Source organism: Phenylobacterium sp. (assembly GCF_030693625.1).
Classification (GTDB): domain Bacteria; phylum Pseudomonadota; class Alphaproteobacteria; order Caulobacterales; family Caulobacteraceae; genus Phenylobacterium; species Phenylobacterium ferrooxidans.
Window position 1 is genome coordinate 43,206 of sequence record NZ_JAUYAF010000026.1, and the last position, 14,065, is coordinate 57,270.

General features: G+C 68.0%; 12 protein-coding genes and 2 tRNA genes. 13 read left to right on the top strand and 1 reads right to left on the bottom strand.

Annotated features, from left to right (window positions below; translation table 11 throughout):
* The 13 genes from Q8N10_RS05830 (at position 1) to Q8N10_RS05890 (ending at position 13,232) form a co-directional block, all read left to right on the top strand.
* Positions 1–582: a nucleoside triphosphate pyrophosphatase gene (locus Q8N10_RS05830; protein ID WP_304775734.1), complete on the top strand. Its 582-nt coding sequence runs from the start codon at positions 1–3 to the stop codon at positions 580–582.
* Positions 579–1,610, top strand: a complete 1,032-nt coding sequence (locus tag Q8N10_RS05835) for a ribonuclease E/G (protein ID WP_304775732.1) — start codon at positions 579–581, stop codon at positions 1,608–1,610. The genes Q8N10_RS05830 and Q8N10_RS05835 overlap by 4 nt, the downstream gene beginning before the upstream one ends.
* Positions 1,607–1,780, top strand: a complete 174-nt coding sequence (gene yacG / locus Q8N10_RS05840; protein ID WP_293492475.1) for a DNA gyrase inhibitor YacG — start codon at positions 1,607–1,609, stop codon at positions 1,778–1,780. Before Q8N10_RS05835 ends, yacG begins: the two co-directional genes overlap by 4 nt.
* 154 nt (positions 1,781–1,934) lie before the next feature.
* Positions 1,935–2,010, top strand: a tRNA-Phe gene (locus Q8N10_RS05845).
* A 92-nt stretch (positions 2,011–2,102) separates the two neighbouring features.
* A complete protein-coding gene (locus tag Q8N10_RS05850; protein WP_304775727.1) occupies positions 2,103–4,382 on the top strand; it encodes an NADP-dependent malic enzyme in 2,280 nt (759 codons plus the stop codon).
* Positions 4,383–4,517: 135 nt separating this feature from the next.
* Positions 4,518–6,452: a translation factor GTPase family protein gene (locus Q8N10_RS05855; RefSeq protein ID WP_304775726.1), complete on the top strand. Its 1,935-nt coding sequence runs from the start codon at positions 4,518–4,520 to the stop codon at positions 6,450–6,452.
* A gap of 156 nt (positions 6,453–6,608) precedes the next feature.
* Complete coding sequence (locus tag Q8N10_RS05860) at positions 6,609–8,711, top strand: TonB-dependent receptor (RefSeq protein WP_304775724.1); 2,103 nt, start codon at positions 6,609–6,611, stop codon at positions 8,709–8,711.
* A 662-nt stretch (positions 8,712–9,373) separates the two neighbouring features.
* On the top strand, positions 9,374–10,285 hold the full coding sequence (locus Q8N10_RS05865; RefSeq protein WP_304775721.1) for a MotA/TolQ/ExbB proton channel family protein: 912 nt from the start codon (positions 9,374–9,376) through the stop codon (positions 10,283–10,285).
* Positions 10,286–10,290: 5 nt separating this feature from the next.
* The gene (locus tag Q8N10_RS05870) at positions 10,291–10,722 is read left to right on the top strand and encodes a biopolymer transporter ExbD (protein WP_304775719.1); all 432 of its coding nucleotides are present in this window, start codon (positions 10,291–10,293) and stop codon (positions 10,720–10,722) included.
* 9 nt (positions 10,723–10,731) lie between these two features.
* The gene (locus Q8N10_RS05875; RefSeq protein ID WP_304775718.1) at positions 10,732–11,430 is read left to right on the top strand and encodes an energy transducer TonB; all 699 of its coding nucleotides are present in this window, start codon (positions 10,732–10,734) and stop codon (positions 11,428–11,430) included.
* Positions 11,431–11,509: 79 nt separating this feature from the next.
* A complete protein-coding gene (locus Q8N10_RS05880; protein ID WP_304775716.1) occupies positions 11,510–12,331 on the top strand; it encodes a LytTR family DNA-binding domain-containing protein in 822 nt (273 codons plus the stop codon).
* A gap of 40 nt (positions 12,332–12,371) precedes the next feature.
* A tRNA-His gene (locus tag Q8N10_RS05885) sits at positions 12,372–12,448 on the top strand.
* 103 nt (positions 12,449–12,551) lie between these two features.
* Positions 12,552–13,232 (top strand): isochorismatase family cysteine hydrolase, encoded by a 681-nt coding sequence (locus Q8N10_RS05890; protein WP_304775714.1) that lies wholly within the window; start codon positions 12,552–12,554, stop codon positions 13,230–13,232.
* Between the two features lie 134 nt (positions 13,233–13,366).
* Here Q8N10_RS05890 and Q8N10_RS05895 read toward each other — a convergent pair.
* Positions 13,367–14,065: flagellin (locus Q8N10_RS05895; RefSeq protein WP_304775712.1), on the bottom strand; the 699-nt coding region annotated here is incomplete at its 5' end.

Here is a 14,065-nt window from a genome sequence, read left to right on the forward strand (position 1 = left end):
ATGACGACGCCGCGCCTGGTGCTGGCCTCCGCGAGCCCCAGGCGGCTCGATCTCCTGGCCCAGATCGATCTCAAACCGGACGCCGTGGTGGCCGCCGAGATCGACGAAACCCCCCTTTCCAACGAGACGCCACGCCTGCTGGCGCTGCGGCTGGCCGTCGCCAAGGCGGCCAAGGTCGCCGCCGAGCAGCCGGGCGTCTATGTCCTGGCCGCCGACACGGTGGTGGCGGTGGGCCGCCGTGTCCTGCCCAAGGTGGAGACGCAAGCCGAGGGCCGCACCTGCCTGGAGCTGCTGTCGGGCCGCGCCCACAAGGTGCTGACTGCTGTCGCCGTGCGCGGTCCCGACGGTCGCGAGGCCAGCCGGCTGGTGGAGAGCCGTCTGCATTTCAAGCGACTGACGCCCGCCGAGATCACCGCCTATCTCGCCAGCGGCGAGGGTGTCGGCAAGGCGGGCGGCTACGCCATCCAGGGCCGGGCCGGCGCCTTCGTGATGTCGCTGCAGGGCTCCTATCCCGCCGTGGTCGGCCTGCCGCTCTACGAAACCCTGAACCTGCTGACCGGCCTGGGGTATTCAAGGCCATGAGCGTGCGGAAACTCTATCTGGACCGGGGGATCGGCGAGACCCGTGGTGTTGTCACGCTCGACGGCGCGCCGGAGCGCCTGCTGATCGCCCGCGATGGGGACGGTCCGCTGACCCAACTGGGCGCGCGGCTGGTGGGACGGGTGCGCAAGGTGGAGCCGGCCTTCGCCTCGGCCTTCATCGACCTGGGCGGCGTCGAGGCCCTGATGTCCTTCAAGCCGGACGCCCGCCCCGTCGAGGGCCAGGCCATCGAGGTGGAGATCCGCAGCGAGCCGCGCGACGGCAAGCTGGCCACCGCGCGCCTGATCGGCCCGGCCGAGGGCAAGCCGCGCCTGCTGACCGCCGCGCCGGACATCGCCGAACAGCTCGCTTTCTTCGCCCGCGACACCCCGATCATCGAGGGGCGTCAGGCCCGCGCCATGGCCGACGCCGCCGAGGCCGAGGCCCTGGAGACCCTTCACCCGCTGCCCGGCGGTGGCGACCTGGCCATCGAGCCGACCCGCGCCCTGGTGGCCATCGACGTCGATGTCGGCGAGCGCAAGGGCCAGGACGTCAAGCGCGTCACCCGTCAGGCCAACCACACGGCGCTCGCTGAATCCGCCCGCCTGCTGCGCCTGAAGGGCCTGGGCGGCATCGTGGTCATCGATCTCGTGGGGCGCGGCCATGACGGCAACGCCCTCCTGACAGCGGCCCGCACCGCCTTCGCCCCGGACAATCCCGGCGTCGCCATCGGTCCCGTGGGCCGCTTCGGCACCATGGAGATGACCGTGCCCCGGCGCGGCCGCGCGCTCCGCGACATCCTGGGGGACGGGGCAGGGGGGCTTTCGGACCTGACCCTCGCCTTGCGCCTGATCCGCCGCCTGGAGGCCGCCGCCGCCAGCGATCCCGGCGGACGCCTCGTGGCCACCTGCGCGCCCTCGGTGGCCCAGGCGGCCAAGCCCTACGGCGAAACTCTTGCGGCGCGGATCGGGGCGCGGTTCGTCATCGAGACGAACCCCGACTGGGCCCGCGACCGCCTGGACGTCAGATGACCGCCGCCCCCTGTCCCATCTGCAAGAAGCCCGGCTCGGTGGAGTATCGGCCGTTCTGCTCGCGCCGCTGTTCGGACGTGGACCTGCAGCGCTGGCTGGTGGGGAGCTATGCGATTCCGGTGGAGGAAGACGAGGCCGACAGCCTCCACGACGAGGATGACGGGAATTGATGCTCCTCGCTGGACACCGCCCCGACCCTCTTTTATAGACGCGGCTCCCGCGAAGGCGGGGCACGGAGCGTGACAGCCTGAAGTGGATACCGGTTCAGGCGACCGTCGCGCTCCAACTAAGAATTCCGAGCCTTTTCTTTGAAAAAGGCTCCGGGCCTGGGTAGCTCAGTTGGTAGAGCAGTGGATTGAAAATCCACGTGTCGGTGGTTCGAATCCGCCCCCAGGCACCACTTCTCCCGAACATCATGACGCGCCCTTCGGCCCTAGGCCTTGAAGATGACGCCGCATCGTCGCAGAGGTCGCCTCAGGAGACCTGACGATCATGGACGACGACTTCCGCAAGGCCGCGCTTGACTATCACCGGCTTCCCCGACCCGGGAAGCTGTCGGTGGAGCCCACCAAGCGCATGGACACCCAGCGTGACCTGGCGCTCGCCTATTCTCCCGGCGTGGCCGCGGCCTGCGAGGCGATCGTGGCCGATCCGGCGGCGGCGGACCAGTTCACCGCCCGCGCCAACCTGGTGGCGGTGATCTCCAACGGCACGGCGGTGCTGGGCCTGGGCAATATCGGGCCGCTCGCCAGCAAGCCGGTGATGGAGGGCAAGGCGGTGCTCTTCAAGAAGTTCGCCGGCATCGACGTCTTCGACCTGGAGATCGACGCCCTCGACCCCGACCGCTTCGTCGACATCGTCGCCTCCCTGGAGCCGACCTTCGGCGGGATCAACCTGGAGGACATCAAGGCGCCGGAGTGCTTCGCCATCGAGCGGGCCCTGCGCCAGCGGATGAACATCCCGGTCTTCCACGACGACCAGCACGGCACGGCCATTGTCTGCGCCGCCGCCGTCCGCAACGCGCTCGTTCTGCAGGGCAAGACCCTGGCCGAGATCAAGCTGGTGACCTCCGGCGCCGGGGCCGCCGCGCTGGCCTGCGTCGACCTGCTGGTGGCGATGGGGCTGAAGCCTGAGAACATCACGCTCACCGACATCAAGGGCGTGGTCTATCAGGGCCGCGAGCCCGACATGCCACCCAACATGGCCGCCTATGCGCGCCAGACCGACGCGCGGACGCTGCCGGAGGTGCTGTCGGGCGCTGACGTGTTCCTGGGGCTGTCGGCGCCGCGGGTGCTGAAGGCCGAGTGGCTGCCCCTGCTGGCGCCCAATCCGCTGATCCTGGCCATGGCCAATCCCGAGCCGGAGATCCTGCCCGAGCTGGTGGCCGCCGCCCGGCCGGACGCCATCGTCGCCACCGGCCGCAGCGACTATCCAAACCAGGTCAACAACGTCCTCTGCTTCCCCTTCGTGTTCCGGGGCGCCCTGGACGTGGGGGCCAGCGAGATCAACGAGGCCATGAAGCTGGCCGCCGTCGAGGCCATCGCCTCCCTGGCGCGGGCCGAGGCCTCCGAGGTGGTGGCCGCCGCCTATGGCGGGGCCGCGCCGCTGTTTGGGCGCGAGTACATCATCCCCAAGCCCTTCGATCCGCGCCTGATCCTGCAGATCGCACCGGCCGTGGCCAAGGCGGCCATGGAGACCGGGGTGGCGCGGCGGCCGATCGCCGACTTCGCCGCCTATCGCACCGAGCTGGAGCGGTTCGTCTACCGGTCGGGCCAGCTGATGCGGCCGATCTTCGAAGGCGCCCGCAAGGCCATGAAGAAGGTCGCCTATGCCGAGGGCGAGGACGATCGTGTGCTGCGTGCGGTTCAGACGGTGGTGGACGAGGGCCTGGCCCGGCCTGTCCTGGTGGGGCGCCGCGAGGTGATCCTGGCCCGCATCGCCACCCTGGGCCTGCGCATGAAGCTCGACACCCACATCGAGATCCTCGACCCCAACCAGGACGACGCGCTCCTGGCGCCGCTGATCAGCCGCTACCAGTCCCTGGTCAGCCGCCGGGGCGCGCCACCCGCGGCCGCCGCCCGCCGGGTCGAGCGCCGGCCCTCGGTCACGGCGGCCATGCTGCTGGAAAGCGGCCATGTTGACGCCGCCCTGGTCGGCGGATCCGGCGACTGGTGGCAACACATGACCTATGTCATGCCCATCATCCCGCGCCGCCCCGGCATCGACCGCATCCACGCCCTGTCGGCCCTGATCACGCGGGAGGGGGTGCTGTTCATCTGCGACACGCACATGAACCCCGATCCCACCGCCGAGCAGATCGCCGAGATGACCCGCCTGGCCGCCGACACCGTGCGTGGCTTCGGCATCGAGCCGAAGGCGGCGCTGCTTTCACACTCCAGCTTCGGGGCCTCCAATTCCCCCAGCGCGCGGAAGATGCGTCAGGCCCTGGCCCTGCTGCGCGCCCAGGCGCCGGAACTGGAGGTGGACGGCGAGATGCACGCCGACGCCGCCCTGCTGGAGTACCAGCGCAACCGGCTGGTCAGCGATTCCCGCCTGAAGGGCGCGGCCAACCTGCTGGTCATGCCCAACCTGGACGCGGCCAATATCAGCCTGACCCTGCTGCAGGCCTCCACCAACGCGCTGCTGGTGGGGCCCATGCTGCTGGGCATGTCCAAGCCGGTCCACGTCCTGACCCCCAGCGTCACGGCGAGGGGAATCGTCAACCTGACCGCCCTGGCCGCCGTCGAGGCCAGCACTGGACGCATGTTGTAGACGATATTTCGATTGCTCCGGAGAACGGGGTGATCTGTACTGAGCGACGAGGCATCCGCCCCAAGGAGAGACCCATGCGCCGACCCTTCATGACCATCGAGACGGGACTGACCCTTCAAGAGGACATGAGGCGGAATGCGTACGTTGAACTTGGGAATCCTGGCGCATGTCGACGCCGGTAAGACGAGCCTGACAGAACGGCTGCTCTTTGGCGCCGGCGTCATCGACGAGATCGGCAGCGTCGACGGCGGAAACACCCAGACCGACTCCCTGGATCAGGAGCGGCGGCGCGGCATCACCATCAAGGCGGCCGTGGCGTCCTTCGTCATGGGCGATGTGGCGGTCAATCTGATCGACACGCCTGGCCACCCGGACTTCATCGCCGAGGTGGAGCGCGTGCTGAACGTGCTGGACGGCGCGGTTCTGGTGGTCTCGGCGGTGGAGGGGGTGCAGGCCCAGACCCGGGTCCTGATGCGGACTCTGCAGAGGCTGCGCATCCCCACCCTGATCTTCATCAACAAGATCGACCGGCGCGGCGCCGATCCCGAGCGGGTGCTGCGGTCGATCGCCGAGCGCCTGACCCCGGCCGTCGCGCCCATGGGCGTCGCCCGCGCCGCCGGCGAGCGGGACGCGGCCTTCGTTCCCTTCGGCCCCGGCGATGGCGAACGACTTTCCGAGCGTCTGGCCGAGCAGGACGAGGCGCTCATGGCCGCCTATGTTGGCGGCGAGGCGATCTCCCCTGGGCGTCTGCGCAAGGCGTTGCGGCGTCAGACGCGGCAAGGACGGTGTCACCCCGTCTTCCTGGGCTCGGCCATCACCGGAACGGGGACCGAGGCGCTGATGGCGGGGATCACCACCCTGCTCCCGGCCGCCGAGGGCGACGGCGAGGCGCCGGTCTCCGGCACGGTCTTCAAGGTGGAGCGTGGGCCGGCCGGGGAGAAGATCGCCTATGCGCGGCTGTTCTCAGGAACGATCCACGTGCGCGATCGGCTGAGCTTCGGCCAGGACCGAACGGCCAAGATCACGGCCCTGAGCGTCTTTGATCGCGGCCCGGCGGTCGCCACGGACAGCGCGGCGGCCGGGCAGATCGCCAAGCTCTGGGGCCTCGCCGACATCCAGATCGGCGACAACCTCGGCGTCCCGCGAACGGGCGGCCCGGCCCACCACTTCGCACCCCCGACCCTGGAGACGGTGATCTATCCGCGCCACCCTGGGGAGGGCCGGGCGCTGCACGCCGCGCTCGCCCAACTGGCCGAGCAGGATCCGCTGATCAACCTGCGCCAGGATGACGTGCGCCAGGAGATTTCCGTCTCCCTCTATGGCGAGGTGCAGAAGGAGGTGATCCGCGAGACCCTGGCCAACGACTATGGCGTCGAGGCGGAGTTCCGCGAGACCCGGGTGATCTGCATCGAACGGCCGACGGGAGTCGGGACCGCCATCGAGCACGCCCCCTATCCCTTCATCGCCACCATCGGCCTGCGGGTCGAGCCCGGCCCCGTCGACAGCGGCGTGGAGTTCCAGCTGGAAGTCGAGTTCGGCTCCCTGCCGCTGGCCTTCCACAAGGCGGTGGAGGAAAGCGTGCGCGAAACCTTGGGCCAGGGCCTGCATGGATGGCGGGTCACCGACTGCCGGGTCACCATGACCCACGGCATCCGCTATCGGGACTGGGCCACCAGCACCCCGTCGGAACATCGCAACCTCACGCCCCTGGTGTTGATGACCGCCCTGCAGCGGGCCGGCGTCCAGGTCTGCGAGCCGGTCCACCGCTTCGGCCTGGAGATCCCCGCCGATGTGCTGGGGCCCATGCTTCCCGTGCTGGCCAAGCTGGGCGCCGCGCCGGGCGTTCCGGCGATGCGCGGCGCGGGCTGCTGGCTGGAGGGGGACATCCCCGCGGCCAGGGTCCACGACCTGCAGCAGCAACTGCCGGGCCTGACGCGCGGGGAGGGGGTGTTGGAGGCGGCCTTTGATCACTACCGACCGGTTCGCGGCGACATTCCCATGCGCCCGCGCACCGACAACAATCCTCTCAACCGCAAGGACTACCTCACGCGGCTGGCCCGGCGAGGGTGATTTGCCCACACCACAAGCCCGGCCGTGATGATCGAGGGGAGTGGGTCGCCTGAAACGACGGCGCCTCGATCCGCTCGCCTCGACAGATCGAAAACCACTTGAGTGGTGTTATGATATAACATAGTGGACTCCAGAATTGCTTCCTGGGGTTCCCACATGCGCGCCAAAACACTCCTTCTCGCCGCTGTCGGCGTGTCCGCCCTCTGCACCGGCCAGGCGATGGCCGAGGACGTCGGTGGCCCCACCGTCTCGGAACTGGTGGTCACTGGCGCGCCCTATGCTGTGTCCCTCGACAGCGCCACCACCCACATCAACATCATCACCCAGGAGCAGCTGGCCACGGCGCCGCCGGTGGGGATCGGCGACCTGCTGAACGGCATGCCCGGGATAAGGTCCACCTCCTACAGTCCCGGCGCCAGCCGGCCGATCATCCGGGGCCTGTCGGGTCCGCGCGTCATGATCCTGCAGAACGGCGTCGGCCTGGTGGACGCCAGCTCGCTGTCTCCGGACCACGCCGTGGCCTCCGATCCCGGTGACGCCTCGCGCATCGAGATTCTGCGCGGCCCCTCAACTCTGGCCTATGGCGGCTCGGCCATCGGCGGCGTGGTCAATATCCTCGACGAGCGCGTGCCCTCGTCGACGGCCCAGGGTGGCGCGGATGGCCATGTGTCGGCCTCCTATGGTTCGGGCGATGACTCCTATGCGGTTTCGGCCGGCCTCAAGGCGGGGCAGGGGCCCTGGGTCGTGGCTCTGGACGCCGTCCAACGCGAAAGCGGCGACTACGACACCCCGGTCAATCCGGTCTCCACTCGCTATGAAGCCGCCAACGGCGTCACCGCCTTGCCGGACCGCGCCGTCCGCAACACCGACGTGGATCTCACCGCCTATGGAGCAGGGGTCTCCTATGTCGGCGAGGCCGGCTTCATCGGCGCCTCCATCAAGCGCACCGAGACCCGCTATGGCGTCCCGTTCCCGCAGATCCTTCAGGTCGGCCCGCCGCCGGAAGAGGGGCCGGTCTTCATCGACCTGAAGCAGACGCGCTACGACCTGCGTGGCGAGACGGCCCTGCACCAGGGGCCCTTCGAGACGGTCCGCGTGTCCGTGGGCTATGCCGACTACGAACACCAGGAGATCGAGGTCGATACCGGCGCGATCGGAACCACCTTCCTGTCAAAGGGCGCCGAGGGCCGAATCGAGCTGGTCCAGCGCGAGCGGGACGGCTGGAAGGGGGCCTTCGGCCTCCAGGTGCTGGGCCGTGACTTCCAGGCTCTCGGCGGCGAGGCCTTCATCCCAGCCGTGGAGATCGGCGAGCTGGGCGCCTTCATGCTGCAGCGCCTGGACCGTGACGCCTGGGGCGTGGAGGGCGGGCTGCGGGTCGACACCCGCACCCTCGAAGCCGATCTCCGGGGCCGTCCCACCAGCGACGCGGCGGCGGGCGACGGGATCAACTGGGCCACGGCGTCGGGGAAGCAGGACTTCACCAACGCCTCGGCCTCCGTCGCCGTCTTCTGGCGGCCGGCTTCCGCCTGGTTCCTGGGTCTCAGCCTGGCGCACAACGCCCGGGCTCCCACCGAATTCGAACTCTTCGCCGACGGCCCGCACGGCGGCACGGGATCCTACGAGATCGGCGACCCCACCCTCGACGCCGAGCAGGTCACCTCCCTGGAGGCGACGCTTCGGTGGACCGGGGAAAACGGCAAGGTGGAGGCTCATCTCTACCGCGCCGCCTACCAGGGCTTCATCGACGAGGCGCGCACCGGTGACATGGTGGACGACGCCGGGGTGCTTGATCCGGCCGGGGAACTCCCGGTGGTGCGCTTCATCCAGTCCGACGCCACTTTCTATGGCGGCGAGGTGGAGGGGACCTATGATGTCTGGTGCCATGGTGACGGCGTGCTCGCCCTGCAGGGCGCCTATGACTACGTCCACGGCCAGACCGACAGCGGGCCGCCCGCGCGGATCCCGCCCTATTCGGTGACGGGGCGCGTGGTGTGGACCGCGCCGCGCCTGGATGCTCAGGTGGAGGTTCGCCATGTCGGCAAGCAGGATCGCGTCAGCACCTTCGAGCCGCCGACTGAGGCCTACACCCTGCTGAGCGCCCGAGTGTCCTACCGGCCCCTGGCCGATCAGGACTTCAGGGTCTTCCTGGACGGGCGCAACCTGACCAACGAGGAGGCCCGCGAGCACGCCTCCTTCCTGAAGGACATCGCCCCTCTGCCGGGCCGCACCCTTCGTGCGGGCGTCACATACAGCTTCTAGGCTAGGGCTGCCCCCTTCCCTGGGCGGGGGTGTCACGCGGTCCAGCGACGTCGCCCCTGGCGACGTCATCAACTGTGGCCGCCAGGCCATGGCGGGCGACTTCCGCCGCCGACTCGGGCGGACCGGTCTTGACGCCCGCGCCCCAGACTCCCATTTCCCGATCCGTACCGCGACCTGACCGAAAATCAGGCGTGAAGGCCTCCGGGCTGTTCAGCGACCGTGTTATTTCAAGACCCACGTTCCGCCGAATATGCTGCAATGCAGCGCAGAAATTCCCTCGCTAGTAGAAAAACGATCAGGATTACTTGCGGATCACGTTGTGCGGTGCAGCAATACCGTATCCTCCATTGCGCCCGTATGGTTACGCTTGGCGGTAAGCCCCCTTGACGCTTGGAAAAGGGGTTGCCAAAGCACCCCTGCCGCACGTCTAACATAGCGGTAAGACTTCAACTTCCCCTCGGGGCAGGCGAGGTCGCTCCCGCCCTCGGAACGCGAGGTCGCCAAATGGCGACGCGGGTTACGGGTCGGGCGCAGCGATAGCGGCTCCGTCGTTCCTCTCGTGGTTACGAGCGGGACTGCGGGCAATTTCAATTGGGGTGGACACGCTCTCGCGCGACGACCCTCGGTCCAAACGTGCTAGACCAATCAGGAACTGGCGACAGATGCTCGACAACAAACGAACGACTCCTTTCATCGCTCTCTTCGGCGCCTTGGTGCTGATGACGAGCGCGCCGGCGTTCGCGCAGGATGCCGCCGCACCGGCCGCCCCTGCTGCTGACGCCGCCGCTGCGGCTCCCGCCGCTGCTCCGGCTGACGCCGCCGCCGCCGCCCCTGCTGCTGAGGCCGCTCCGGCCGAAGAAGCTGCTCCGCCCCAAATGGAAAGCGCTGGCAAGCTCAGCGTCATCCAGATGGCCATGGACGCCGGCGCCGTCGTCAAGGTGGTCATGATCGGCCTGGTGCTCTGCTCCATCTTCTCGTGGACTCTGCTGGTCACCAAGCTGCTCGAGTATGGCGCTCTTAACCGCCAGACGGATCGCTTCCTCGAAGCCTTCCGCACCGCCAAGACCATCAACGACATGGGCCGCATCGGCATGTCAGACGAATTCGAAGGCAATCCGCTGGCCGATATGGCCGCCGCGGCCGCCCAAGAAGTCGAACTGTCGCGCCAAGCCGGCCTGGCCATCAACGGTGCTCACCGTGACGCGGTCATCCATCGCGCTGAGAACGCCGTCTCCGCCGTCCAGGCGTCGCTCGGTGGTCGTCTCTCCAGCGGCATGCAGTTCCTGGCCTCGGTCGGTTCGTCCGGTCCGTTCATCGGTCTGTTCGGCACCGTCTACGGGATCATGACCTCGTTCATCGGGATCGCGAACACCAACACGACCAACCTGGCCGTCGTCGCCCCCGGTATCGCCGAGGCGCTGCTGGCCACCGGTATCGGCCTGTTCGCCGCCATCCCGTCGGTTATCTTCTACAACTACTTCCAGACCCGCATCTCCGCTTACGGTGCGCGTACGGAAGGGTTCGTGGCTGAGCTGATGAACGGCATCTCCCGGCAGCTCGACAAAGGGGCCTAAGCACCATGGGCGCCAAACTCTCAGGTTCTGGGGGTGGCAGGTACGCCGTGGAAGCGAACAGCGAGATCAATGTGACGCCCTTCGTGGACGTCATGCTGGTCCTCCTGATCATCTTCATGGTGGCGGCACCCATGGCCGCCGTAACGGTGAAGGTCGCACTTCCCAACGCGGTGGCTCCGCCGTCTACCAACCCTCCCAAGCCGGTCTACATTTCCATCCAGGAATCCGGTCGCCTGTTCATTGGGGACATTCCCACTGAGATCGCGACCCTGGGTGACGACCTGCGGAAGAACATCGGCAACAAGCGCAACCCGGAGAAAGAGCGGATCTTCATCCGCGCCGATAAAGGGGTCCTCTACGGGGACTTCATGGGCGTGATGAACCAGCTCCAGGACAATGGGTTTTATAGCGTGGCGCTGATCGGCGAAGATAAGTAGGGGTGGAGCATGGCTGAAGACATCACCCACCCCGGGCACAACCCCTTTGATGCGCCACGCAAGAAGCGCAACAACGGGGTGACTGCCGCCATCATCGGCTCTGTCGTTGTCCACGGCGTGGTCGGCGTCTACCTCTGGAAAGCCAAATTCCAGTCGGAGTTCAAGGAATACTCGGACGAAGTGACGGACGTGGCGCTTATCAAGCCCGCCCCGCCGCCGCCTCCGCCGCCTCCGCCTCCGCCGCCGAACACCCCGCCGCCGCCGCCGCCCAAGCTGCAGCCGCGGCCTCCGGTGAACGTGCCGTCTGATATGCCGACGATCCCCCCTCTGCCGGTTCCGCCGGTCGAGAAGCGGATCGAGGAACCGAAGCCTCCGGCTCCGGCTCCGGTGGCGCCTCCGCGCCCCTCGGTCATCAGTAACCCTGACTGGTCGCGCCGTCCCAACGCCGAAGACCTGGCCCGGTACTTCCCGGACCGGGCTCAGCGGATGAACGTCGAAGGCCGCGCGACGATCAGTTGCACGGTCACCGCCAGGGGCACGCTCGAGAACTGCTCGGTGGTTTCGGAAGACCCGCCGGACTACGGCTTCGGTGAATCCACCTTGCGGGCTTCCAAGCTCTTCAAGATGAAGCCGAAGACCCTCGACGGCGCCCCGATCGAAGGCGGTACGGTTCGTATCCCCCTTCGTTGGGTCCTACCGAAGGGCTGAGCCTCCGGGCTCCCCTGTAAGAACGAATTGGCCCCGGAGGTTCGCCTCCGGGGCTTTTTCTTTGCGCTATGCTAGGCCCATGACGAGGCGGGATCCGATCGGCGGGAAAGCAGGCGACCGGCAGGGCGACCGCCTGTTCATCGCGCTCTTCGCCCTGGCCGCCTGTGGCGTGATCGTGGTCGACATCTTCAGCACCCTGCACGACCGCGCGCGGTTCGGTCATCCCGTACCCTGGTGGGAGCCCGCGGTCTGGGAGGTTTCCAGCGGCCTGGTCCTCACCGCCCTGGCGCCCGGGGTCCTGTGGCTGGTGCGGCGGATCCCGCCGCGCCTGACGTCGCCCTTCGGTTGGATCGCGGTCCACCTGGCCTGCGGCCTGGCCTTCTCCCTGGTTCACGTTGTAGCCATGGGCGTGCTGCGCAGCGCGGCATACCGTTTGGTCGGGGATGTCTATCATCCACTGGGGCCGCTTGGGGACTGGCCCTATGAGCTGCGCAAGGACCTGCTGATCTATGCCGGCCTTGTCGCGGCCTATCCCCTGTGGACCGCGTTCCGCGCCCGGCGCGCGCCACTGCACCCTCCGGCCGACATTCTGGAGGTGCGCGACGGCGCCCGCCGGGTCTTCCTGCCGGCCAGCGAAATCCTCTGGGTGGAGGCGGCGGGCAACTATGTGGAACTGCACACCGCCCAGGGCGCCGCCGTCCTGCACCGCGCATCCCTGGCCCAGATGGAGAAGAGCCTGGCGGGCTTCGTCCGCATCCACCGCTCACGCCTGGTCAATCGCGCCGCCGTGGGCGAGGTGGAGACCAAATCCTCTGGGGATTTCGCCGTGCGTCTCGGCTCAGGGCAGACCTTGCTGGGAAGCCGGCGATTTAGGGCCGCGCTGCTGTCGCCCGCCGCTTGATCCCGCCGCCACGCCCGACTAGAACACGCCTTCGCGATGCGCCGCCTTAGCTCAGTTGGTTAGAGCGCCGGTTTGTGGAACCGGAGGTCCTCAGTTCAAGCCTGAGAGGCGGTACCATCGCTATCCCGTCGTCCTGACGGCTTCCCCACACACCCCCGGGCGATGTTCGCGCTCTGTTCGCGCGGTCGAGAATCGTGTCTGTTCCTTACGGGAGGACGCCATGGAAGCTCTGCTGCACGACTGGCACATCGAGGCGCGCGAGTACGCCCGCCAGGAAGACCGGCGCGGCCGTCGCCACGCCTATGGGCGCATCGACCCTGTCCGCACAGCCCTGCTGGTCATCGACATGGTGCCGTTCTTCCTGACCGAGCTCCCCTATACCCGAGGCATCGTTCCGAACATCAGCCGCCTGGCCGACGCCTTGCGCGCCGCCGGCGGGACTGTGGCCTGGGTTGTGCCCACCAACAGCGCGCCCACCGTCGCCTCCACCGAGTTCTACGGTGAGAGGGTCGCCACCATGTACGCGGCCAGCGGGGGTGAGGGGAGCCTGGCCGAACGGCTTTGGCACGAGTTCCGGGTGCATGAGGGCGATGTCCTGGCGGAGAAGTCGGCCACCAGCGCCTTCTTCCCAGGTCGCTCAACCCTGCCGCCGATGTTGGAGGCGCGCGGGATCGACACCGTGCTGGTGACCGGGACCCTGAGCAATATCTGCTGTGAATCCACCGCTCGCGACGCCAGCACGCTGGGTCTGCGGGTGATCATGGTGGCCGACGGCAATGCCGCGCGTCGCGACCAGGACCATAACGCCGCGCTCTACAACGTCTACCGCAGCTTCGGCGACGTCCGGCCCACCGACGAAGTGCTGGACCTGATCAGGGCCGGAGCAACCGTTCCGGCTTGAAGGCGCCGAAGGGCGCGCGCGACAGGTGGGTCCAGGCGCGGGTCGCGATCCGCGCGGGGGGGGCACGCGCAGCAAAAAGGGGAGGCCTCTTGCGAGACCTCCCCTCCTTACACGTACTGGAGTTCTTGTCGGGCTTAGCGGAAGAGGCTGAGCAGGCCCGACGAGGAGCTGTTGGCGATCGACAGCGCCTGCACGCCAAGCTGTTGCTTGGTCTGCAGCGAGGTCAGCCTCGCGCTTTCCTTGGCCAGGTCGGCGTCGACGAGGTTACCCACCCCGGCGTCGATGGAGTCCTGGAGCTTGCTGACGAAGGTCAGGTGAGCGCCGAGCGACTTGGAGCCCGTACCCATCTTCGACAGAGCGGTCGAGACCGTGGAGATCGCTGTGCCGACGGTGGCGATCATGGCCGCGGCGGTCGTCTGGGTGGAGATCGAGCCCGTGCTCAGGCTGATGCCGGCCAGGGACAGGTCCTGGGCCTGGACCGTGATCTTCGAGCTGCCGTCGTCATTGGCCAGGGCGGCGATGCTGGTGCCGGTGGCGCTGATCATGTTCACGCCGTTGAACGTGGCGTTCGAAACCGACTTCCCGATCTGGTCGCGCAGAGCGTTGAAGTCGTCGTTCAGGGCGGTCCGCGACGCTGTATCCAGGCTGGAGTCGGAGGCCGCCAAGGCCTTTTCCTTCATCTGCAGAAGCAGATCGGAGACGGCTTCGCCACCGGCGATGGCGACGTCTACGGTTGATTGCGAGCGCTGCAGGGAGTCCTTGACGGCGTTCAGAGAGCCGGAGGTGGCGCGTTGGTTCTGGGCGATGGCCCAGATGGCGCCGTTGTCTTTCGC

Coding starts and splice junctions, on each gene's coding strand:
- Q8N10_RS05830 (WP_304775734.1), top strand. CDS start 1: ATGACGACGCCGCGCCTGGTGCTGGCCTCCGCGAGCCCCAGGCGGCTC.
- Q8N10_RS05835 (WP_304775732.1), top strand. CDS start 579: ATGAGCGTGCGGAAACTCTATCTGGACCGGGGGATCGGCGAGACCCGT.
- yacG (WP_293492475.1), top strand. CDS start 1,607: ATGACCGCCGCCCCCTGTCCCATCTGCAAGAAGCCCGGCTCGGTGGAG.
- Q8N10_RS05850 (WP_304775727.1), top strand. CDS start 2,103: ATGGACGACGACTTCCGCAAGGCCGCGCTTGACTATCACCGGCTTCCC.
- Q8N10_RS05855 (WP_304775726.1), top strand. CDS start 4,518: ATGCGTACGTTGAACTTGGGAATCCTGGCGCATGTCGACGCCGGTAAG.
- Q8N10_RS05860 (WP_304775724.1), top strand. CDS start 6,609: ATGCGCGCCAAAACACTCCTTCTCGCCGCTGTCGGCGTGTCCGCCCTC.
- Q8N10_RS05865 (WP_304775721.1), top strand. CDS start 9,374: ATGCTCGACAACAAACGAACGACTCCTTTCATCGCTCTCTTCGGCGCC.
- Q8N10_RS05870 (WP_304775719.1), top strand. CDS start 10,291: ATGGGCGCCAAACTCTCAGGTTCTGGGGGTGGCAGGTACGCCGTGGAA.
- Q8N10_RS05875 (WP_304775718.1), top strand. CDS start 10,732: ATGGCTGAAGACATCACCCACCCCGGGCACAACCCCTTTGATGCGCCA.
- Q8N10_RS05880 (WP_304775716.1), top strand. CDS start 11,510: ATGACGAGGCGGGATCCGATCGGCGGGAAAGCAGGCGACCGGCAGGGC.
- Q8N10_RS05890 (WP_304775714.1), top strand. CDS start 12,552: ATGGAAGCTCTGCTGCACGACTGGCACATCGAGGCGCGCGAGTACGCC.